Origin of the sequence: Oscillatoria sp. CS-180 (assembly GCF_028330965.1) — a bacterium.
In the GTDB taxonomy this organism is placed as follows: domain Bacteria; phylum Cyanobacteriota; class Cyanobacteriia; order Phormidesmidales; family Phormidesmidaceae; genus Halomicronema.
This window is the reverse complement of the sequence record NZ_JAQMUB010000101.1, coordinates 1-21,544: the sequence shown is the minus strand read 5'-3', so window position 1 is coordinate 21,544 and position 21,544 is coordinate 1. Positions and strand designations below refer to the sequence as shown.

Below are 21,544 nucleotides of genomic sequence, written 5' to 3'. Positions count from 1 at the left end.
TCAAACATCGTGGAAAAGGCAGGGTGATACGATAAGCATCCGTTCAGTTCAGTGCGTTTGGCTTGGTCAACGCAAGCAGGTTTCAGCTCTTATTTTGATACTTCCCTAGATCAGCCCTATGAAATTCATTTGTCCTCAAAATGATCTAAACACTCACCTTTCATTAGTTGGTCGGGTCGTTCCTGCACGACCCAGTAGACCCATCCTCAGCAACGTGCTAGTTAAGGTGGATGAGGAAGCTCAATCCGTTACCCTGATCGGATTTGATGAAACGATGGGCATCCAAACTGCCTTTAAAGCAAGGGTTGAGGAACCGGGAGAACTGACGTTGCCAGCAAAACTGTTGGAAAGTATCGTTGCTCGTTTACCCCAAGAAGATATTGCCATTCAGGAAATTGCAGAAGATACGGCCATTACCATCACTAGCTCATCAGGAGAGTATCAGGTTCGAGGTCTCAGCGCAGAAGACTATCCCAACTTGCCCACTGTGGAAAACGGCCAAGCGGCTGAGCTTTCGGTAGAGTCTCTATTAGAAGGCATGCGGGGTGCTTTATTTGCCAGTAGTGGTGATGAGACAAAACAGGTATTGACGGGGGTACACCTGATGGCGGAACCCGAGATTTTGGAGTTTGCCGCAACTGATGGTCATCGCCTATCTGTGGTAAAAACCAGCGATGAATCAGGGACTGGAAAATCTGGTGAAGACGCCAAGATGGATGTCACTGTTCCAGCCAAAGCGCTGCGTGATTTAGAGCGGATGTTGCAGGGATATACGTCGTCGGAACCCATTTCTCTCAAGTTCGATCGCACTCAGGTTGTGTTTGAACTCGGTGAACAACAGCTCACCACCCGTCTCCTAGAAGGGCAGTATCCTAACTATCGTCAACTCATCCCCAAACAATTTGAGCGACAAGTCACCCTTGATCGCAAACAGTTAACCGATGCTTTGGAACGCATTGCGGTCCTTGCAGACCAAAAGAACAACATCGTCAAGCTTTCCTTGGACCCCGAGCAACAGTCTGTAGCGATATCGGTTGAAGCTCAGGAAGTCGGAAGTGGCCGCGAAGTCGTGGCGGCTCAGGTCACAGGAGAAGCCTTGGAAATTGCGTTTAACGTTCGCTATTTGTTAGACGGTTTGAAGGCGCTCAATACGAACGAGGTGCAGCTTCAATGCAATACGGCTACGAGTCCTTCGGTGATGATTCCTCTTGGCGAACTTCAGATGACCTACTTGGTGATGCCTGTGCAAATTCGCAGCTGATCATACACTTCGAAAAGTGAGGTGTTAATTTCAATCGCTACTGATGTGTGAATCCAATTTCATCTATCTATGTCATTAGATGCAAAAGATTGTGCACATCGTTGGAAAGTGCTAGTTTTCATGGAGCTATTGAGTCTTTGTATGGATTAATTATTTGAATCTGAGGTCTTTCATTAAATAAGAAAACATAAAGCTTCTTGGTACGAAGAAACTACCATAAGGAGTCCGCATTATGTTAACATCTAGCTTCAAATAATCACAAAGGAAGGAGATAAGAGTGATATTAGGAACTTCAACTGGTGGTTGATAGCTCGTTTGTATTATCAGCGTATTCTGATGCTACAAAAAATGTTGGCTCAATTGCAGGCTTTTAGCAAAGTTGCATTTGAATCTAGATTGGTGATTAGTGGAGAGGTGTAGCTAGTTAATAGTCATAAGTCAATGCTTCGAGTTTTAGCTTCTCCAGCGGTTTTTTCGTGGCATCAGATTCCAGCTAACGCCATAGTTATGCTGGAAAATTGGCTTATTGAATTCGAATGTTTCTCTTTCGTAGTTGATGCCGTCAGGCTCATCGTTTATTCGTTCTCGCCTTAAATTCCGCTCGGAAATATCTCTTTCAAGTAAATATTCTTTGTATGTGTAAATTCCGGCAGCTGGGCGGTCAGGATGAAAGTCTATAATAAATTTAATTTTGTCAACTAGGGTTGATGGCCTATACCATTGTGAATCCTCTTTTGCGTTTTCTAGTAGCCTTGTGATTTCTACCTGTGTCGTTTGACCAAAGTTAAGAATTTTGCTGAACTTCACGAAGATAGTTGAATCACTTGTGGTTTCCTCGTTAACGTATACGCAGCCTAGTGATAAATCCCAGTCTTGCTTGTTCACTGAAAATCTCAAATCGGCTGCTTCATTTCCTCTCCGTAGTTCTTTTGCGCTCACAACCTGATGTTTGCCGTTGTAAGAGACGGGAAATCGAATTCTTGAGTTGTTATTCTTTAAGCTTTTGAGGACAGAAGTCTCAACGTATTGTATTTTCTTTCCTGTTGCATCCAAAAAGCGAATTTCAATAGATTGCTCTAGAATATGCCACCGTAGATCAGGGGCAGCCCAAGCAACATAGAAGAGAATTCCAAATATCAATACAATTAATACGATAGAAGTAACGGTACCTTTGGCCTCGAAGAATGCGAAACCTAAGCCCGTGATCCCTATTATTAGACTGAGTGCTTCTGCTCGACGCTCTGCAAAAAGAATGTAAGCTGCATTTCTAATATCGATCCTTCTAAGCTTTTTCCAAGGAGACATCTACTACTCAGCCTGTCTAAACTCAAAATCAATATTGCATAAATAGGTTCAATAACTTGATTATATTTGTTTAAGAAATATATAACTGGAGATTCAAACGTTGGCGCAATCTGCGTTTTGAGGAGTTAGACCAAAATGGTTTCTAATAAATGACCAAGCAGGCTTTCGCTCACACTAAATCTACAGGACAGCTATTGAGTCAATTTGAATAATCAATAGATGCTGGTTCGTCCGTTTCAAGCCAATGATGCCGTTGCTGTTGTGACTCTGTGGGAACGTGTCGGATTACTTCGTTCTTGGAATAATCCCTACAGGGATATTCAACGCAAGCTGGCAATACAGCCTGAAGGATTTCTGATAGGTGTATTGGACGGCCAAGTCGTGGCAACGGTCATGGCTGGATATGATGGTCACCGTGGATGGATTAATTATCTAGCGATCGCTCCTGAATACCAACGGGCTGGCTATGGACGCGAGATGATGCATCAGGCTGAAGAATGGCTCTTGAAACTGGGGTGTCCCAAGATTAATCTCCAGATTCGCCGAGACAATTTGGATGCGATCGCCTTCTACGAAGCGATTGGATTCACTGAAGATGCTGTCGTCAGTGTGGGCAAGCGGTTGATTTCTGATCGTTAAACCCACCTCTACAGTTCACAGACGCACATCAGCTCCTTCGACAGCTGGAACCGAGTAGCATAGAGAGGTATTCCGTTAACTGGTCGATGCTAGCTTTAGAATTTTGCCAATTGGAGATTCCTGCAGGGCAGCGATTGCTGCTTCATAATGTCGGCTGGGCTAAGTTTGAGGCCATTTTAGAAGAGCTGGGAGAGCATCGTGGTACGCGATTTACCTACGATGAAGGTGTACTAGAAATCATGGCTCCGTCGCCAGAGCACGAATATTTCAGGCAAGCTATCAGCATCGCTATCGAGGACATTGCAGAAGTTCTGGAACGGGACTATGAGTGCTATGGTTCCACTATTTGGCGTCGTCAACTACTCCAAGCTGGGCTAGAGCCCGATAACTGCTTTTACTTCCAAAACGAAGCAAGAGTCCGTGGCAAACTAAAGTTTGATCTCAGCCAAGACCCTCCACCAGACTTGGCACTTGACATTGACATTACCAGCAAATCCCTTGACCGCTTCCCTATTTATGCCCGTCTAGGAATTCCAGAGATTTGGAGCTATAGCGACGGCATACTCACGATCTACTTACTTCAGCAAAATCACTATGTTGAGTCTGAGAGCAGTTGTGTGTTTCCGTCAGTGAAGATTCAGGACTTGCCACAAATCATCGAACAGTATCGCGATCGCGGTCGCTTACCATTACGCCGTGCTATCAAAGCCTGGGTAAAGCAACAGAATCAGTGACTGAGCAAAGAGATGGTGCATCGAATGGGCTAATGAGTCAGCCTATTGGTGATCTCTGTGAAATTACGGGAACTCTAAGATTAAACCCTGTACTGAATCTTGACTTTATCTACGCTTCGGAATATTCCCATGAGTTCTTTCGTAGATAAGCTATTGCACTTTGCCGTGGGGCTGGCTGTGGGTATCGCTTTTTGGTGGATATTGGAGCGCTATCTGCGATCAGCTGCTCGGGTGATCAACCCGATTCTCTTCCTGATCACGCTGGTGTGGGGGGCAAGCGGATTATTCTTTTTTCGCAAGCTGGGTATTCCTGGATTGAGCCATACGTTTTTCTACATGGCCTTTCCCGACTGGGATATTCCGTTGTACAAGGCGACTGGCCTCAAACTGCTGATTCATCGAAGCTGGCTGTTCCATTCGATCCTCATTCCGATGGCGCTGTTGGGAGTATGGCTTTGGCTTAGTCGCGTGCCGTCAATAGCTCACTGGCAGCGATCGCTCTTGACGTGGCTGCGAGACGGTGCGATCGGTCTCTCTGTTGGTGTCAGTGCTCATTTGCTCTGGGATGCACTACTGTCGTCTTTGCGTCGTGGCTTCTATATTCACGGTTTCAACAGTGCGGCGTCTCACGGGTGGCTGCTCATCAATCTGCTGGCGGGTATTGGTATACCTCTGCTGGTGGCTTCAGCACTTGGGCCGTCTCGCAATTCTAAGAATATTTAGCCAATAAGACGACTATCACTGGAACAATACTGTTTTTGGAGAGGTGCGTTATGAGATGGCTATACTTTTTTGCCGGTCTAGCTCTCATGTTGTTAGGCATTTACTTTTTGGGACAGAACATTCTCTTTACGACTCATGCTTACCCTTGGTGGCGAGGGATTGCTGCAGACCTTTCGGTCGTCTCTCTTTGCCTGGGTCTGTTTATGATTGTTTTTCTGAAAGGAGATGCCAGAACGTTGGGTTGGATAGCTGTAGGCTTCGGTATTGTGTGTGTCTTTGTGAGTAGCCGCGCCATTCTGAACACGACGAGTCTCTGGCAGTTTTTTCTGGCTTTCGGTGCGATGAGCTTTGGCTACAAAATGATGATGACTAGGAGAAGTCCTTTTTAGTTGCGGTATGGATATGGCGAAGGGCTGAGGTTTGTGGAGAGACCTGCCCGATCGCCGTCAAAACCGATACAGTAAAAGAAACGTTACAATTTCGAAAAGGGCGACACTATGCGCGTAATTTTGATGACCGGGAAGGGCGGAGTGGGAAAAACGTCCGTCGCCGCAGCAACGGGTCTACGGTGTGCTGAGGCAGGTCACAAAACGCTAGTCTTGAGTACTGATCCGGCTCATTCCCTGGCAGACAGCTTCGATATGGAGTTGGGTCATGCACCTCGTCAGGTTCGTCCCAACCTATGGGGAGCTGAGCTGGATGCCCTAATGGAATTGGAAGGCAACTGGGGGGCGGTAAAGCGCTACATCACTGAAGTTCTTCAGGCTCGGGGTTTGGAAGGAGTGGAGGCTGAGGAGCTGGCGATTCTGCCGGGTATGGATGAAATTTTCAGCTTGGTACGGATGAAGCGTCACTATGATGAGGGGGAATTCGATGTCCTCATTATCGATTCCGCGCCGACGGGGACAGCACTAAGGTTGCTCAGTTTGCCTGAAGTCGCGGGTTGGTATATGCGTCGCTTCTACAAACCGTTTGAGGCGGTTTCGGCAGCCTTGCGACCGCTCGTGGAGCCTCTATTTCGTCCGGTTGCTGGCTTTTCGTTGCCGACGAAAGAGGTGATGGACGCGCCCTATGAATTTTATGAGCAGCTAGTAGAGCTGGAGAAGGTTTTGACAGATACCAGTACGACGTCTGTGCGGCTGGTGACGAATCCTGAAAAGATGGTCATTAAGGAATCTCTCCGCGCTCATGCCTATCTCAGTTTGTACAACGTAGGGACTGACTTGGTCATTGCCAACCGGGTTATTCCTGACTCAGTACAAGATCCGTTCTTCCAGCGTTGGAAGGATCAGCAGCAGCAGTATCGCCAGGAAATCCATGAGAATTTTCATCCGTTACCTGTCCGTGAGATTCCTCTTTACTCTGAGGAGATGTGCGGTATTGCGGCGTTGGAGCGTTTGAAAGAGACGCTGTATGGTGATGAGGATCCGGCTCAGGTTTACTACAAAGAGAATACGCTGCGGGTTGTGCAGCAGGGCAATGATTATAGTCTGGAGGTCTATTTGCCGGGTGTTCCTAAGGATCAGGTGGAGTTAAGTAAGTCGGCGGATGAGCTAAATATCCGCATTGGCAATCATCGTCGTAATTTGGTGCTGCCTCAGGCGTTGGCGGCTTTGAGTCCTGCTGGGGCAAAGATGGAGGAAGATTATCTGAAAATTCGGTTTGCGGCGGCATAGGTGGGCATTCTGGTGCGCCGCTGGGATGGATGTCATCTTTCGTGTGTTGGTGCACAACAGAGCGCATCACTGCGTAACTGCACCCTACGTGGGTTGGGTTGCGAGAAGAGGAGCCGCACCTAGGAGAACTTTGGTGTAAGGGTGCTGGGGCTGATTGAAAATGGCTTCGGTGGACCCCATCTCTAGGATCTTGCCAGCCTGCATGACGGCAATGCGATCGCACAGGTACCGCGCCACCCATAAATCATGGGTAATAAACAGATAGGTCAGGTCAAAGTCCTCTTTGAGTGTCAGCATGAGGGAGAGGACTTGGGCTTGAATGCTGGCGTCCAGCATACTTACGGGTTCATCGCAGATGATAAGTTTGGGACGGGTGATGAGGGCGCGGGCGATCGCGACGCGCTGCTGCTGTCCTCCAGACAAATCGCCAGGAAAGCGATGGGCATAGTTTTCAATAGGCGTGAGGCCGACGCGATCCATCATGGCGTGAACTTGGTCTGCGATTTCAGCTGCCGTACCGAGCTGATGGATACGAAGGGGATCACCAATGCCCTGCTCAACCGTCATCATCGGGTTCAAGCAAGCGTGGGGATCCTGAAAAATCATCTGCATGTCGCGCCGCTGTCGTTGCAGGTTTTGGCGAGACAGGCGAGTAATGTCTTGGCCTAGAAATCGAATGTCACCTGAGGACGGAGGAATGATTTGCAGGATGGTGCGAGATAAGGTGCTTTTGCCACAGCCTGACTCGCCAACGAGACCCAAAATTTCTCCGTGGTAAAGATTAAAGGACACATCATCGACTGCTTTGATAACGCCACTGGTTTGCTGGCCCAGGAGACGAGCGAGTGGATTAACGGTCAAAACGTAGTGCTTTTGTAGATTGCGAACCTCCAGCAGGGGAGCTTCAGTTGGAACCCGTTCATCACGAATATCGGCCTGTTGCAGGTCGAGGGCCGACTGCAGGAGCGATCGCGTGTAGTCGTGCTGGGGCTGCCGCAAGACCTGCTGTGAGGTACCGAGTTCGACGAGCTTGCCTTGATACATGACAGCAACGCGATCGCAATATTCGGCGACCAGGGCTAAATCATGGGAGATCAGGATCAGCCCCATGTGGCGCTCTCGACACAGGCGGGTGAGTTCGTCCAGAATTTGGGCTGAGATGGTGACGTCCAGGCTGGTGGTCGGTTCGTCTGCGACGATGAGTTTGGGGTTGAGAACCAGGGCAAGGGCGATCGCCACCCGCTGCCGCATCCCACCGCTAAATTCATGGGGATATTGGCTCCAGCGATCAGCCGGAATGTTCACGGATTCTAGGGCTGCCAGCGATCGGGCTTTCGCTACTGGGCGGGAGAGTTTAGGTTCGTGGGCCAGCAGCGTTTCCAGGCAGTGATCGCCAATGGTCATCAGCGGATCAAGGCGAGTCATGGGGTCTTGAAAGACGAGGGATACGGCTTCGCCTCGAAAGTGCCGTAGGTCTCGGGCCGACATTGCCGGAATGGAGCGCTCCTCAAACCAAGCTTCGCCCTCAATCTGGGTGCCGCGTGGCAGGAGGCGCAGGGCTGCCCTCCCTAAGGTACTTTTGCCACAGCCCGATTCACCGACGAGGCCGAGAATGTCACCAGCGGCTAAATCAAGGGAGACCGCATCAACCGCGTACGTCGAGGTGTTGGGATAGATGACGGAAAAGTCTTTCAGGGTGAGGAGCATGGAAGGCAGAGAGTGAGAGGTTATTCGTCAAAGCGGCGCATCAGGTACGCAACGCCGAAGTCGCCATTGGGATGGTTTTCGAGGAGATCGGCGAGTTCAAAGATTTTGCTGGCGATGTCAGGGCCGAGTTTTTCGATGATGGCTTTCCGTTCACGGGCGACAAACTCTAGAGCTTTGACTTGGGTTTGCCAGGCATCTGAGAAGATGTAGTCGAGGTGTTTGTCGAGCTGGAGCTGCTGGAGAATGTCCCATTCGCCGCGATCGCACCAATACCCTTTGCAATTGGGGCAGCGCTCCACAAAAAACGAGGTGTCTTGAAGCTGCACGCGGCCTCGGGCGAGATAGTGCTGACAATCAGGGCACAGGGCGGCTCGATTATCCAACGAACTGGGTTGAAAAGTCGTTGGCAGCTGGCTAGGCACAACGGCAACCTGGATTTCCTGATCGGGGAGAACGCCTTGGCTAGCTTGCCATTCGGCGTAGTGCTCTGGTCGAATCCAAACGCCGTCACAGTCGGAACAGCACTGCCCAGTCAATTCACCCGGGAGCGTGCCGGGTTCTAAATCTACTTTTGGCTCTTTGGGACACTTAACCATCGCAAGATCAATACACAGAGCACATCTATTAAACCATTCCACTTTGTCGTTCTATGTTCATGTCGAGCGATGAAAGGTCAGAAAAACACAGAGATCCCGAGGCAAAATCAGCCCTTGTCTATAAGGTAGCAAACAACACTGCATCAAACTTTTTGATGCTTGCAGCAAGAGACTTAACTCTCAACGCTTCAAAAAAAATAGCTTAAACAAGATTGCCGCTCTAGCAATTTCAAGTCTGGTGACCAATGTTGTACAGTTTCTCTGGCAATAGAAAAGACAAGAGTTGATCAAGAAAACTATTACATCGCAGACATTTCTCAAACTGAGCTTAACGGTTTCTGAACCTGAATTTAAGGCTTTTTGGAATTCAAGTTTCTCCGTAATGGAAGAAATTCTTTTTCGACAGTTAATAAAAACACTCCGTAGATCTCTCCATTCATTAACGCTAACTAGACCCGCTCTTAAAGTTTCCATGGGAAGCTCTCTCTTTGGAAGGGGAAAGCCTCATGAATATTTCTTGATTTTGTCATTGCGAGAACACGGATATGAAACAGGTGCCTTCGCGTGTCAATGACAAGAAATTGCCCCTGTCAATACGTATCTTCCAAAGGAGACTCTTGGATTTATGGCTTCTGACACCAATCAGCCTGTTGTGGAACTAGTCGGGTTTGCTGCTCTACCTGCCGATACCTTTGCTGATGGTCCGCTGACGGGGGAAGGGATTGAAGCAAACGGGCGGACTGGACCTTTTGAAGGACCGCCTGTTCAGGGCTTTAGCGGCGTGCAATTTGCACCTGACAGCGAGGGTTCGACCTTCTGGTTCTTGTCTGATAATGGATTTGGTTCTCAGTCCAACAGTCCTGACTATCTGTTGCGTCTTTATCAAGTTGATCCGAGTTTTGCTGGGTCTGAAGCGGGTGATCGCAGTGTTGAAGTGCAGGGATTTGTGCAGCTCAGCGATCCCAATAACCTGATTCCCTTTGATATTGTCAATGAAGGACAGGCGGGTCGGTTGTTGACAGGCGGCGATTTCGATATTGAATCCTTTGTCCTTGATGAGACTGGCGATATCTGGATTGGCGAAGAATTCGGTCCCTTCATTCTGCACTTCAACGCTGAAGGGGTTCTGCAACAAGCGCCGATCGCAACACCGTCCCTCGTAGATCTGGATACGCTCAACGGGCAAGATCCGCTGGTGATTGGTCACCGGGGTGCCAGTGGTGATTTTCCAGAGCATACCCTGGAGGCTTATCGGGCGGCGATCGCAGCTGGAGCTGATTTTGTTGAGCCAGATCTCGTCATTACCAGCGACGGTGTGCTGATTGCTCGTCACGAGCCGATGCTGGATGACACTACTAACGTTTCAGAGGTCTTTGGTGAAGAGCGCAAATCTACCAAAATGCTGGATGGTGTCGAGGTAACTGCTTACTTTGCCGAAGATTTCACGCTGGCAGAAATCAAACAGTTGCGGGCCGTGCAGTCCCGTGACTTCCGCGATCCAGCATTTGATGGACTCTTTGAAATTCCCACCTTCCAAGAGGTGATCGAACTGGTTCAGGACGTGGAAGCGGAAACGGGCGTTCAGGTTGGTATTTATCCTGAAACCAAGCATCCCACTTTCTTTGATCAGCAAGGACTATCCCTGGAAGAGCCCCTAATCGAGACCTTGCAAGCAACAGGCTTCACCGATGCTGACCGCATCTTCATTCAGTCCTTTGAGTTCCAGAATTTGATTGAGCTACAGGGGCAGCTTGATGCTGAGGGCCTGGGTGATATTCCCCTCGTGCAGCTCTATGGCAATACGCTGCCAGATGCCCCCGTCGACTCCGGCTTCTCTGCACCCTTTGATATCCGCTTCAACGTTGCCGAAGGCAATGATTTGGAGGCCATCTATGGAGCCGATTTCCTGGCTGCTGTTGAAAATCCTTTGTCTGAAACGACGGTCTACAGCGACCTTGACAGTGCGGAATTTTTGCAGGTGATCAGCGACCTCTACGCCGAAGGAGCGGGGCCTTGGAAGAACAACATTCTGCTGCGTGAACTGATCGACACCCCGGTTGACGGTAACGGCGATGGTGAGGCTGAGATTACGACTCAACTGACGGGCGAAATCACATCATTGATTGAAGATGCCCATGACGCAGGCTTGCAGGTGCATCCCTATACACTGCGTGACGAAGAGCGCTTCCTGACGCTGAACCCCGATGGCACGCCCCAGTCGCCGGAGGAAGAATTCGAGCAGCTGGTAGAAATTGGTGCTGACGGCTTTTTCACCGACTTTCCTCGCACAGGGAACCCCATCGTTGATCGGCTGACGGCTGATGAGGTGCGATCGCCCCAAAATCCGGACTTCGATTTCAATACGTTCAACGGTCAGACGCCGTTGGTGATTGCTCATCGGGGGGCCAGTGGCGACTTCCCTGAGCACACCTTGGAAGCCTATCGCGCGGCGATTTATCAAGGGGCTGATTTTGTTGAGCCGGACTTGGCGATCACCAGTGATGGCGTGCTGATTGCTCGACACGAACCCACACTGGCTCAGGTTGAGCTAAACGAGGACGACACTATCCGGTTGGACGACGACGGTAATCCTGTTGTCAAACAGGACAGCACCCTCACCACTAACGTTGCTGATCTGCCTCAATTTGCCGATCGCGTCATGGTCAAAGACCTAGATGGTGCCCTCGTTGGCGGCTGGTTTGCTGAAGACTTCACCCTGGCAGAAATCAAGGAGATTCGAGCCGTTCAATCTCGCGATTTCCGCAATGATGCCTTTGATGGACTGTTTGAGATTCCAACGCTGACAGAAGTCATTGAGCTGGTTGAAGAACTCAGTCCCGTTGTGGGTAAAGACATCGGCATTTACCCCGAAACCAAGCATCCTACGTTCTTTGACCAGCAGGGACTGTCTCTAGAGGAACCCCTGGTGCAAACACTGCTCGATACAGGATTCACCGATGCTGATCGCATCTTCATTCAGTCCTTCGAGATTGCTAACCTGATTGAGTTGCAAGCGCTGCTGGATGAGGCAGGCATCGGCAATGTGCCTCTGGTCCAGCTTTTTGGGGATACTGAGGGATCCTTCATCAATGCGGGGGGCGGTGGCTTCTCCGTACCGTTTGACTTGGTTGCCAATGCAGACTTGTCCGCCGAGAAGAAGTTTGAGGTGTATGGCGATCTGCTGCCGTTCCTCAACTTTGAGAATCCGGGGTATGACGCGCTGGCGAATGCCGAGGCGATCGCCCAAATCAGCGCGAGCTACGCTGAGGGACTGGGCCCCTGGAAGAACAACATTCTGATTCGCGAAGGGATTGACACGCCAGTCGATGGTGACGGCGACGGCAATGCCGAAATCACCACTCAGCTGACAGGCGAGGTTTTTCCGCTGATTGACTTTGCCCACGATGCTGGTTTGCAGATTCACCCCTACACTTTGCGGGATGAAGAGCGCTTCCTCACCCTCAACGAAGACGGTACGCCCCAGTCCACGGGTGAAGAGTTCCAGCAGTTGATTGATCTGGGCGTCGATGGCTTCTTCACGGATTTCCCTGAAACGGGACGCATCGTCGTGGAGCAGTTTGAGACAGCCGAGGAATTCGCTAACCTGCGCGGTTCACGGGGTTATGAGGGCATGGGCTTCAGCCCTGATCGCCAAACCCTCTATCCCATGCTGGAAGGCACTGTCTTTGGCGACCCCGAAGCCTCTCTTCGCATCTACGAATTTGACGTTGACAGTGCGGCTTTTGAAGGGCTGGTCGGTCTGTATCAAATGGAGGCGGTCAGTCATGCGATCGGTGACCTCACTCCCGTCAATGACGATGAGTTCTTAGTGATCGAGCGAGATGGTCGGCAAGGGGAAACAGCAGCGTTCAAGCAGATCTTCAAGATTGACTTTTCAAACTTGGATGAGAACGGCTTTGTGAGCAAAGAGCTTGTGGTTGATCTGCTCCATATCGAAGATCCCAATGACCTGAACGGAGATGGCGAAACCACCTTCGACTTCCCGTTCGTCACCATTGAGGACGTGCTAGTGCTGGATGAAGAGACCATCCTCGTTGCTAACGATAACAACTATCCGTTCTCCGTCGGTCGCGGTCCCGATATCGACAACAACGAGATCATTGAGTTGAAGCTAGAAACGCCCCTTGATCTAGACGATCGCCTTGGCGTTGCGGGTCTCTCCAAAGCCGACCCTGTGGCCGAGTTGATTGATCTGACGGGTAGCGATGGCGACGTCAGCGTCAACGTTAGCTTGACCCGCGAAGCGGCCTACGACAATGTGCTGACGTTCTATGAAACGGACGCCAAAGGCAGCGTCAATGGCCTGCTACCGGGTGAAGAGGGATATGAAGCAGCCGTGGCGGCGAACCTGCTTGATGCTGAGTTGTTCATTGAGAACAACGCTTCTGGCGAGATGGATCTGACGCTGATGGGCGATGTCTACTATGCACCCGCTCTACTCATTGATGGCGACATCAACAACTTGGCAACGATTGGCGATGCTGCCAACGGCATGAACCGTATCCTGCGTGATGGCGCGACCTGGACCTTCGAAGACTTGACTGACAACGACTTCAATGACTTGGTTGTCACCCTCAACTCTATTGAGGCTGTTGCTAGCTAGTACCGCTATGCGGAATGCAAAATGCAAAATGCAAAACTGCCTCATAGTGGGACTTTTGAGCATTAGGAATGATGCACATACGTCCGCCGTCGAGTACTAAGCACCTGCAACCTCATAGACACAGGGTTTACGGAGAATATCTATAGGTCAGGTGGGCACTGCCCGCCTGACGCTAGCCATAGTATTGAGACGGCCTTCATCATTGTTATTACGGTAAAAACTCTTCGGACAAAATGTCTGTCAGGGTGAACGGAGACTCCTTGGGAAAAGTAGTGAGGGACAGTCCCGTTTCATCAGCGGCGTTAGCACGGGCAGTGCGATAACACTGGGGCAACACGGTTTCAGGGTAAGGCTTAAGGCTGGGACTTTCTTCCAGGCGTTCTGCCAAGGCAGTGCGAGCATTACGGATAGAACTTCGCCAGCTCCCGGAGCGCTTTTCCGGCTGATAGGTCCATGTCAGCAAATGCAGCAGCAGCACCCGCAGGTAAGACGCGATCGCCCGTTTTTGGCTTTTTCCCATCGCTTCAATTTCGTCCAGCAGATTGGGGACATCCATTTCAGACAGTCGCCCTTCTGACAGCAGATAGGCGGTTTCGCTGAGCCACTGATAGTAGTCGCGATCGTATAAAGTGCTATCCATGACGCTGACCTGCGGGGGTGAGTCTGCGAGTATGAAGACATCGCTATTTCTCTATTTTGGCAGAGAGATGCCTGATGATGGGATGGCAAGTTTGGCTGAAGGGTAGACACGAGGGGTAGGGTGGGCACCGCCCACGGATCGCATCCATCCGCTATTCTCCTGTTTGCAAATCGTCAGGAATAGCAGTGGTGGCTGTGGTTTGAGCGATCGCACTGACCAGCCCAATCGTGATTATTGATGCCTTCATGGAGCAATTTTCATGGGGTTAGTTGGCGATCGTAGAGCAGGCAGTGACGGGATAAAGGAGTTGCCGAAAACGCGAACAGAACAGTGACAGATGTCGTAACTCTCCAAATGCTGAGATACCCTGGAAGCAACTTAAGGCATGACGGTATGAGCAACATCACTATTTCTCTTCCTGACAACCTCAAAGCCTATGTGGATGAGCAAGTGACTCAAAGTGGTTACTCGTCTGCAGATGAGTACTTTCAGGCTTTAGTGCTTTTGGATCAACGATTACGTCAAGCCAAGTTTTCACTTGACAGTCAACTCGATGAGGGACTGAATAGTCTTGACCGTGGTGAAGGGATTGAAGTCACAGATGACTGGTGGAAGGAGGAACGGCAGGGCCTTAGCCCAGTGAATTGTGAACGTTAACCGCGATCGCTACCGTGCTGTTCCTGTGACCCAAATTTGGTGGATGACCTTCGACTTTATGGCAACTGCCTGCTTCACCATGCCCGATCTCAACAGCTTCTATGTCCAGCGTCTCAAACTCATTGCATCTCTCTAAATCTATGAAAGGTGAGTGTGGGCTAGCCTCAATTTCTAACTCAATATGCCTGGGCGTAACAGCCTGCAACTGATTGTTTGTCACGACTAGAAAGGCTGTGCCATAACAAGAACAATACTCCAATGAAATCCGTATTTTTTCGATGCCTCATTCTTCTGAAACGGATGGAAAATCACCCAGGTCACTGAAGCGACTGATTTCACGAGAGTCGTACATCAAAGATGTTGAGGAAGCTGTCGAAGGCTTAGGTCGCCATAACCGCAATATTTTGGTTTACTACGGGCCGCCTAGCATTACTTGGGACTTGGCGAAGAACGTGTACAGGTCTTTGAAAGCGCAAGGATATGCCTGTGCATTGCTGGACGGGGTTGGTCTCGAACGGTTTTCAACGCCCTCTTTGGAGGAAGGGCTGCAAGAGCTGCGACGGGAGTTGGGTGCCAGCGGCGTAGACTGTAGCTGCTATGACATTGCCTATTGGTGCTATTGGGCTGCTCGCCATCCCGGTTTAGCCGTCGATTCGACAGACTTTTCCCAAAGAATGCAGCGTGCTGATAACGCCAGTGCCTTTGCAGATTTAGTCGGTGCGGTGCAGGACCTCGATCTATCCAAGGTTCTGAAGCAGATGCAGTTGGCTGACATGACAGAGACAGCCCGTGCTCTGATTCCTCACATGATGACGGACATTGCCAGGTATTTAGAAGGGGCTATTCCTTTTGGTATTTTTCTGGCGAAGCTGAACTGGTTTTTTGTCGGGTTGGATGAGCAGCGCAGAATTTGGTGGAAAGAGCGAGGCAATCGAGATTTGCGGGAGCTGAAGGAGGACTGCGATGGCCCTCTAGATATCGCGCCTAAACTGCCTCTCTTCCTAGCTAGGGATTGAAAGCATTATCTAAGACGGTCAGATTTGCCTCAATCGAAGCAAGCCTCAATCATTTTCGTTGATGGCTATGATTGCTTGGTGGATGATGAGCGCTCTGGTCGGTGCACCTGGCTCGAACATCTGCTTAGCCCAGAAGAAGCCAGTCCTCATACACTCTGGGTCATCACATCAAAGGATCGTTTGGAGTGGATGGACGATGCTTTGCAAACGCCTGTCTCACCCATGAGTGATGCTGATGGCAATACTGTTCTACAAACTGGAGGCATTCAGAATAGTGACCTGCGGCAGGCAATTGTTCAGACAGCGGCAGGCAGCCCCCTTTATCTCGATATTGGGTTTGAGATGTGGCGAAAAATTCACCGAAAGCGTTTACCGCGTGTGGAAGATTTTGCTCAATCCATGTCTGAGACCTTGGCTAAAGCAGACGAGGTCTGGGATCCTGATGAGCTAAAACTGTTTGAAATTTTGTCGGTGCCTCGCTATTGGGACGAGGTACTTTTTCGCGCACTGGTGTCCCAGTTTGCCAATGACAGTGACGACTCAGACCGCTATCAGGATAATCTGAAGCTACTTGCCGAACACCCTTATATTCAATCATCGGGTAGTCAAGCCTGGCAGATACATCCAGAGATCCGGCAGCATTTCCTTAAAAGGCAGCCCCAGGCACAACAGCAGCCAGTTCATCATTGGCTGTTCGACTATTATCAAACCTTAAGCGCGGACCCCTCACAGGCAATCACGGCGCTGAAAGAGGCGCTGCACCATAGCACGACCTTATCAAAATCTGAGACAGCGATTGATTGGTGCCTCACGGCAATCAACCAGCAGATACGTCAGGCTCCCCATGCCGAAATTCCGATAATGTTGCAAGCGCTGCTGGAGTCTCACCAGGCTACTCCTCAGCAAACGGTTCTGGCTTGGATCTATTTAGGTCAGGCGCAAATAGCCTCATACGAATGGGAAGCTACCAAAGACACCTTCAAAGAGGCGCTGAGTCAGTTAGAACTCGACCAAGCGGATAGCCTCCTTGCGGCGGATGCTTGGTATGCCCTCGCTGAAGTCTATTTAGCGTTGGAAAACACGTTTGATGCGAAGAACGCCTGTCTGAGAGCAGTTCGGATTCGCACACACCATTGTGGAGCGGAGTCTCTTGCGGTGGCAGAGGCGCTCTGTCGTCAGGCGGAGGTGGTTGCTAGTCAAGGACGGCTCTCAGAAGCCACCAAGCTCAGTCAACAGGCCCTAGCCATTGTTGACAATCATCAACCTATTGAGCCATTACAACTGGCTCAATTCAAGTTATCGGCGGCTGTTGTGTTCTGTCATAAACATACCCTGGACTATGCTGAAGGGCTGTGCCAAAACGTGTTGAGCATGATGAAAACGGTTCCTGAGGGCGATCGCCATTTTCTCACCATCCATGGTCTTGGCCTCATGGGAGACATCTATCGTTTGATGGGACCTCATAAGGGGCAGCAATCCTTCGATTATTATCAGCAAGCAGTTCACCTAGCGGAGAAAGTGTTGGGGCCGGATACTCCCTGGACACAATGCCTCCTGGAGGCCCAAATGAGGCTTTGTCGAAAGCTAGGATGGCACGACCAGGCGGATGAACTGGCTAACCGACAGGAATTGAATGCTCAAATTGGCAGTTGCGAGGTTGATCTTGAGATGGCTGGCAGGTTGAATCGTGTAGGGCTAGCTTTATTCAAGAAAGGTCAATATGGCGAAGCAGAACCTTTACTCAAACGAGCCTTGGTCTTGAGTAAAGAGCTGTTGGGGGAGTCGCATCCCGATGTGGCGATGAGCCTGAATAATCTTGCTGGACTGTACGAATCGCAGGGGCGTTACAGCGAAGCGGAGCCTCTGTATAAAGAGGCGTTGGAGTTGCGGAAACAGCTTTTGGGAGAGGAACATCTTGATATCGCTACCAGCCTCAATGATCTTGCCCTGTTATACACCTTTCAAAGACGTTATAGTGAAGCAGAGCCACTGTATCGAGAGGCATTGCGGCAGTGGAAACGGCTTTTAGGTGAGAAGCATCATTATACAGCTACTACCCTTAACAATCTTGCCATGCTCTATGCTTCGCAGAAGCGTTATGACGAAGCGGAGCCACTCTATCAAAAGGCATTGGAGTTGCGGAAACAGTTGCTAGGCGAGAAGCACCCCGACGTGAGCCAGAGCCTTAACAATCTTGCCGATTTGTATTGTCGGCAGGGACGTTATGACAAAGCGGAATCGATCTCTCAAAAGGTCATAGGATTGCGAAAACAGCTCTTGGGGGAGGATCATCCTGATGTAGGCCAAGGCCTTAACAATCTTGCCTTTCTTTACACTTCGATGAAACGCTACGACACCGCTGAACCGTTGTACTTAGAAGCGATATCCATTTTGCTTAAGCAGCTTGGAGAAGACCATCCCACAACTCAAATAGCCAACAGTAACTTTGTGAGCTGCCTCCGAGCAGCTCTTGACGCGGGTCAAGGGGAACTGCTCTCCGAGCATCCTGTCACTCAAGCGCTCCTCGCTCAGCTTCGCAATGAGCCAGCATAGCGTGATTGATGGCTCAAGGCTGGATTCCTAACTCCAAACCCATTGTGAAGCTGGTCCGCAACCGGGTAGGTCAATCAAAGATTGTGAGAAACCCACCCCATTTCCCATCGCGCCCCTGTCACCACATTGCATTCGTATCTAGAACGGAATTCAGTGAGTAGCCGATGAAGGGGATCTAGTATTGGGGTGGCTGCGATCGCGGCTCCAATATCATTATTTAGTTATCGATGAGGTCTCCATCCATGGCGAGCACATCTGTCTTGCGTAAAATTATTGCTCCGGCGTTCCTGTTGTCTGCTCTGGTGTGTCTGCCGCTATCGTCTGCCCATGCTGCCACTCCCGTTGAAAAGGAGCATGAACCGGTATCTGACAGTTATTCAGAGGCATGGCTCCCTGTAGAGCGATCGACCAAACAAGCGGAAACTACTGAAACCGAAACTCAATCCACCGTACTGGTAGACGATGCCGATCCAGCGCTCTGCAACTTCATGCGCGATGGTTATGTGCGTGATGTCTGTAGCCGCTTTCGACTGACACGCATCGATGATCCTGAATTTTCCGCCTACCAGTTTGAATTTTGGTTCGAGAACGTGCGAGTCACCTATGGGGTGCTGAGTGACGCAACGGAAACGATTGATAGTGAGAACAAAACGTTTGACGTGTATCCTGTCATCGGTCGCATTTTGGAATCCCGTGATCAGGAGCCTCAGTTTTCTGATCAAGACGAGGGGGAATGCATTTCAACGGCGGACTTTACCGAACTAGCCTGCGGTTTGCCTGACTTTATCTATCAGTACACGCAGTAGTTGTTGTGGATTGTCCAGGGATCCTCCCGCCCCTCCACAAAGCGCGGTATACTCCGGGGCGAAGACTGGGATTAGCGGGAGAAAATTCATGGCATCCAAGCTGGCGGTTGTCGTGTTAGCAGCCGGAAAAGGGACGCGGATGAAGTCGTCATTGCCGAAGGTGCTGCATCCTTTAGGCGGGCGATCGCTGGTGGAATGTGTGCTTGATAGTCTCCGTGACGTGAGTCCGACCCACCGGCTAGTCGTCGTGGGCTACGAGGCCGAGAAAGTCAAAGCTGCCCTCAGCCATATTCCTGACCTCACTTTTGTGCCTCAAACCGAGCAGTTGGGCACCGGACATGCTGTGCAGCAGGTCATTCCTCACCTGGCTGACTTCGACGGTGATGTTCTCGTGCTCAACGGTGATGTTCCGCTATTGCGCCCATCCACCCTGCGCCATATGTTGGACATGCACCAGACGAAGCAAAACGAGGCCACGCTGTTGACCGCTCAGTTTATGGATCCGACAGGATACGGTCGGGTCTTCTGCAACGACGACAACGTGGTTACCGAAATCATTGAGCACCGCGACTGCACTGAAGCTCAGCGTCAAAATCGCCGCATTAATGCCGGCGTCTACTGCTTCCAGTGGTCCGCGCTCGGCAAAATCCTGCCTCACCTCAAATCTGAAAACGACCAGCAGGAATATTACCTCACCGATGTGGTAAAGGACCTGTCCCCTGTCCGCGCCGTGGATGTAGACGATGCTCAGGAAATTCAGGGCATCAACAATCGCATTCAATTAGCAGAAGCCTACAGTATTTTGCAAGACCGCATTAAAGACGAATGGATGACCGCAGGCGTGACCTTTATTGAGCCAGACTCCACCACGGTTGATACGACAGTCCGTATTGAGCCAGATGTGATTATTGAGCCGCAAACTCATCTGCGAGGTGCAACGGTCATCGGCAGCGGCAGCCGCATTGGTCCGGGCTGTCTGATTGAAAACACCACCATCGGTCGTGATGTCACGGTGCTGTACTCTACCCTGTCGGACAGTCAAGTGGGCGACAACGTTCGTGTTGGTCCCTATGCTCACCTGCGGGGCCAGGCCGTGGTGGGAGATAACTGCCGCATTGGGAATTTCGTTGAGATCAAGAAATCGACGCTGGGCAATCAGGTCAATGTGGCTCATCTCTCCTATTTGGGAGACGCCACCCTGGGCAATCAGGTCAACGTTGGCGCGGGCACCATCACGGCAAATTACGATGGTGTGAAAAAACATCCTACGGTGATTGGCGATCGCACTAAAACAGGCTCCAACAGCGTCTTCGTCGCTCCCGTCACCGTGGGTGAAGACGTTACGGTCGGTGCTGGCTCTGTCGTCACCAAAGACGTTGACGATGACTCCCTTGTTGTGGCCCGCGCCAAACAAACCACCTTTCCTGGCTGGCGCTCTAAACGCTACTCCACCACCGACGACAAGCCATCCCAATAATTGACAGGGCAAAACACTGTCCCAGATCTGGCGATCCTGACTGCCCCCACTTCCTCACTCCCTCACTCCTCACACTTATGCTTCAGGCCGTTATCTTCGACCTCGATGGCACCCTTGCCGATACTGACCCTGTGCACCTAGAAGTCTGGCGCGACATCCTTGAACCGCATGGGTATACCATCGATGAGACTTTCTTCAAGGAGAAAATCAGCGGACGACTGAATGAGCACTTGATCGAAGAACTGCTGCCTCAGCTTTCCCAAGCCGAAGGCGAACAGCTGGCCATTGATAAAGAAGCAAAGTTTCGATCACTGGCTGCTACTCGTCTTCAACGCATGCCCGGATTCAACCAGCTCTATGACTGGATCAAAGGTCAAGCTCTCAAAACTGCCGTGGTGACCAATGCTCCCCGAGCCAACGCTGAATTTGTCCTCAACGTTCTCGATCTGGAAACGGCCTTTGACTTGGTGCTGATTGCCGGAGAGCTGCCCCGCAGCAAGCCCGATCCGCTGCCCTATCAGACGGCCTTGGAGCAGCTAGGAATTGTGCCCGCAACCGCAGTGGTCTTTGAAGATTCGAAAACCGGCATTCAGTCCGCCGTGGCTGCCCAGATTCCCACGATTGGCGTCGCCTCCTCTCACAAGCCGGACGTTTTATACAGCTATGGCGCGAGTTTAGTCATTGACGAGTTTGCCGATGAGCGCCTAAAGCAGTTCGGTTTGTTCCAAAATTAGAGTGTGAAGTTCCAAGACTATGCCGCAATTTTCAAGTCTAAAATCGCGAATCAATTAAGGAGCACCCCATGGACGCAGATCCTGAACGCGAACAGCGTATTGATGGTGAAATCATCGTTGATGCCTACAGCTCAGAAGAAGTGGCTATGGGCTGGTACTACTATCTGGAAAAGACGCTTCAATTTCCTTTTTCAGCAATTTGGCTCACCTCAAATAGACGCGGTTCGCAGCGGGAGGGGCCGACGGTGCAAGTGGTCTGGACTTTGGACAATCAGGGTGACTGAAGAGCAGGAAAGTGGTAGAGGATTGGAAACTCTAAGCCCTACCACTGATGTCAACCTATCTTGAACCGCTGCGCCAATTTCGCCAAGCGATTTACGAAAGCTTTCCGTATCG

The 21,544-nt window shown here is 50.6% G+C and carries 19 protein-coding genes; 15 read left to right on the top strand and 4 right to left on the bottom strand.

The annotated features are described in order from the left end of the window. Positions 1-118 precede the first annotated feature (118 nt). Positions 119-1,261, top strand: a complete 1,143-nt coding sequence (gene dnaN / locus PN498_RS27680; protein ID WP_272066700.1) for a DNA polymerase III subunit beta — start codon at positions 119-121, stop codon at positions 1,259-1,261. 453 nt (positions 1,262-1,714) lie between these two features. Here the strand turns inward: dnaN and PN498_RS27675 are convergent, their stop codons facing one another. Then, on the bottom strand, positions 1,715-2,566 hold the full coding sequence (locus PN498_RS27675) for a hypothetical protein (RefSeq protein WP_272066699.1): 852 nt from the start codon (positions 2,564-2,566) through the stop codon (positions 1,715-1,717). 219 nt (positions 2,567-2,785) lie between these two features. Here PN498_RS27675 and PN498_RS27670 point away from each other — a divergent pair, with 219 nt between their 5' ends. The 5 genes from PN498_RS27670 (at position 2,786) to PN498_RS27650 (ending at position 6,338) form a co-directional block, all read left to right on the top strand. Further along, complete coding sequence (locus PN498_RS27670) at positions 2,786-3,205, top strand: GNAT family acetyltransferase (protein ID WP_272066698.1); 420 nt, start codon at positions 2,786-2,788, stop codon at positions 3,203-3,205. 86 nt (positions 3,206-3,291) lie between these two features. Continuing rightward, a complete protein-coding gene (locus PN498_RS27665; RefSeq protein ID WP_272066697.1) occupies positions 3,292-3,939 on the top strand; it encodes a Uma2 family endonuclease in 648 nt (215 codons plus the stop codon). Between the two features lie 129 nt (positions 3,940-4,068). After that, complete coding sequence (locus tag PN498_RS27660) at positions 4,069-4,662, top strand: hypothetical protein (RefSeq protein WP_272066696.1); 594 nt, start codon at positions 4,069-4,071, stop codon at positions 4,660-4,662. A 50-nt stretch (positions 4,663-4,712) separates the two neighbouring features. Further along, positions 4,713-5,051, top strand: coding sequence for a hypothetical protein (locus PN498_RS27655; RefSeq protein ID WP_272066695.1), 339 nt, complete (start codon positions 4,713-4,715; stop codon positions 5,049-5,051). A 108-nt stretch (positions 5,052-5,159) separates the two neighbouring features. Beyond that, positions 5,160-6,338, top strand: coding sequence for a TRC40/GET3/ArsA family transport-energizing ATPase (locus PN498_RS27650; RefSeq protein ID WP_272066694.1), 1,179 nt, complete (start codon positions 5,160-5,162; stop codon positions 6,336-6,338). 84 nt (positions 6,339-6,422) lie between these two features. Here the strand turns inward: PN498_RS27650 and PN498_RS27645 are convergent, their stop codons facing one another. Then, positions 6,423-8,045, bottom strand: coding sequence for a dipeptide ABC transporter ATP-binding protein (locus PN498_RS27645; RefSeq protein ID WP_272066693.1), 1,623 nt, complete (start codon positions 8,043-8,045; stop codon positions 6,423-6,425). Positions 8,046-8,065: 20 nt separating this feature from the next. Beyond that, the gene (locus tag PN498_RS27640) at positions 8,066-8,641 is read right to left on the bottom strand and encodes a zf-TFIIB domain-containing protein (protein ID WP_272066692.1); all 576 of its coding nucleotides are present in this window, start codon (positions 8,639-8,641) and stop codon (positions 8,066-8,068) included. Between the two features lie 625 nt (positions 8,642-9,266). On the opposite strand from PN498_RS27640, the gene PN498_RS27635 reads away from it, so the two are divergent. Next, positions 9,267-13,265: a glycerophosphodiester phosphodiesterase family protein gene (locus PN498_RS27635; RefSeq protein WP_272066691.1), complete on the top strand. Its 3,999-nt coding sequence runs from the start codon at positions 9,267-9,269 to the stop codon at positions 13,263-13,265. 208 nt (positions 13,266-13,473) lie between these two features. Here PN498_RS27635 and PN498_RS27630 read toward each other — a convergent pair whose 3' ends face one another. Next, complete coding sequence (locus PN498_RS27630; RefSeq protein WP_272066690.1) at positions 13,474-13,905, bottom strand: DUF29 domain-containing protein; 432 nt, start codon at positions 13,903-13,905, stop codon at positions 13,474-13,476. A 393-nt stretch (positions 13,906-14,298) separates the two neighbouring features. Between PN498_RS27630 and PN498_RS27625 the strand changes: the two genes are divergently transcribed. From PN498_RS27625 to PN498_RS27590, 8 genes are all read left to right on the top strand, one after another. After that, on the top strand, positions 14,299-14,562 hold the full coding sequence (locus PN498_RS27625) for a ribbon-helix-helix domain-containing protein (protein ID WP_272066689.1): 264 nt from the start codon (positions 14,299-14,301) through the stop codon (positions 14,560-14,562). Then, positions 14,552-14,698, top strand: a complete 147-nt coding sequence (locus PN498_RS27620; RefSeq protein ID WP_272066688.1) for a hypothetical protein — start codon at positions 14,552-14,554, stop codon at positions 14,696-14,698. Before PN498_RS27625 ends, PN498_RS27620 begins: the two co-directional genes overlap by 11 nt. A gap of 142 nt (positions 14,699-14,840) precedes the next feature. Further along, a complete protein-coding gene (locus tag PN498_RS27615) occupies positions 14,841-15,578 on the top strand; it encodes a hypothetical protein (protein ID WP_272066687.1) in 738 nt (245 codons plus the stop codon). Positions 15,579-15,602: 24 nt separating this feature from the next. Next, positions 15,603-18,131 (top strand): tetratricopeptide repeat protein, encoded by a 2,529-nt coding sequence (locus PN498_RS27610; protein WP_272066686.1) that lies wholly within the window; start codon positions 15,603-15,605, stop codon positions 18,129-18,131. A gap of 242 nt (positions 18,132-18,373) precedes the next feature. Then, a complete protein-coding gene (locus tag PN498_RS27605; protein WP_272066685.1) occupies positions 18,374-18,937 on the top strand; it encodes a hypothetical protein in 564 nt (187 codons plus the stop codon). A gap of 88 nt (positions 18,938-19,025) precedes the next feature. Next, positions 19,026-20,414, top strand: a complete 1,389-nt coding sequence (gene glmU, locus PN498_RS27600) for a bifunctional UDP-N-acetylglucosamine diphosphorylase/glucosamine-1-phosphate N-acetyltransferase GlmU (protein WP_272066684.1) — start codon at positions 19,026-19,028, stop codon at positions 20,412-20,414. A gap of 77 nt (positions 20,415-20,491) precedes the next feature. Continuing rightward, on the top strand, positions 20,492-21,148 hold the full coding sequence (locus PN498_RS27595; RefSeq protein ID WP_272066683.1) for an HAD family hydrolase: 657 nt from the start codon (positions 20,492-20,494) through the stop codon (positions 21,146-21,148). Between the two features lie 68 nt (positions 21,149-21,216). Further along, positions 21,217-21,432 carry a calcium-binding protein gene (locus PN498_RS27590; RefSeq protein ID WP_272066682.1) on the top strand — a complete coding sequence of 72 codons (216 nt, stop codon included), beginning with the start codon at positions 21,217-21,219 and terminating at the stop codon, positions 21,430-21,432. The last annotated feature ends 112 nt before the right edge of the window (positions 21,433-21,544 follow it).

Coding starts and splice junctions, on each gene's coding strand:
- dnaN (WP_272066700.1), top strand. CDS start 119: ATGAAATTCATTTGTCCTCAAAATGATCTAAACACTCACCTTTCATTA.
- PN498_RS27675 (WP_272066699.1), bottom strand. CDS start 2,566: ATGTCTCCTTGGAAAAAGCTTAGAAGGATCGATATTAGAAATGCAGCT.
- PN498_RS27670 (WP_272066698.1), top strand. CDS start 2,786: ATGCTGGTTCGTCCGTTTCAAGCCAATGATGCCGTTGCTGTTGTGACT.
- PN498_RS27665 (WP_272066697.1), top strand. CDS start 3,292: ATGCTAGCTTTAGAATTTTGCCAATTGGAGATTCCTGCAGGGCAGCGA.
- PN498_RS27660 (WP_272066696.1), top strand. CDS start 4,069: ATGAGTTCTTTCGTAGATAAGCTATTGCACTTTGCCGTGGGGCTGGCT.
- PN498_RS27655 (WP_272066695.1), top strand. CDS start 4,713: ATGAGATGGCTATACTTTTTTGCCGGTCTAGCTCTCATGTTGTTAGGC.
- PN498_RS27650 (WP_272066694.1), top strand. CDS start 5,160: ATGCGCGTAATTTTGATGACCGGGAAGGGCGGAGTGGGAAAAACGTCC.
- PN498_RS27645 (WP_272066693.1), bottom strand. CDS start 8,045: ATGCTCCTCACCCTGAAAGACTTTTCCGTCATCTATCCCAACACCTCG.
- PN498_RS27640 (WP_272066692.1), bottom strand. CDS start 8,641: ATGGTTAAGTGTCCCAAAGAGCCAAAAGTAGATTTAGAACCCGGCACG.
- PN498_RS27635 (WP_272066691.1), top strand. CDS start 9,267: ATGGCTTCTGACACCAATCAGCCTGTTGTGGAACTAGTCGGGTTTGCT.
- PN498_RS27630 (WP_272066690.1), bottom strand. CDS start 13,905: ATGGATAGCACTTTATACGATCGCGACTACTATCAGTGGCTCAGCGAA.
- PN498_RS27625 (WP_272066689.1), top strand. CDS start 14,299: ATGAGCAACATCACTATTTCTCTTCCTGACAACCTCAAAGCCTATGTG.
- PN498_RS27615 (WP_272066687.1), top strand. CDS start 14,841: ATGCCTCATTCTTCTGAAACGGATGGAAAATCACCCAGGTCACTGAAG.
- PN498_RS27605 (WP_272066685.1), top strand. CDS start 18,374: ATGGCGAGCACATCTGTCTTGCGTAAAATTATTGCTCCGGCGTTCCTG.
- glmU (WP_272066684.1), top strand. CDS start 19,026: ATGGCATCCAAGCTGGCGGTTGTCGTGTTAGCAGCCGGAAAAGGGACG.
- PN498_RS27595 (WP_272066683.1), top strand. CDS start 20,492: ATGCTTCAGGCCGTTATCTTCGACCTCGATGGCACCCTTGCCGATACT.
- PN498_RS27590 (WP_272066682.1), top strand. CDS start 21,217: ATGGACGCAGATCCTGAACGCGAACAGCGTATTGATGGTGAAATCATC.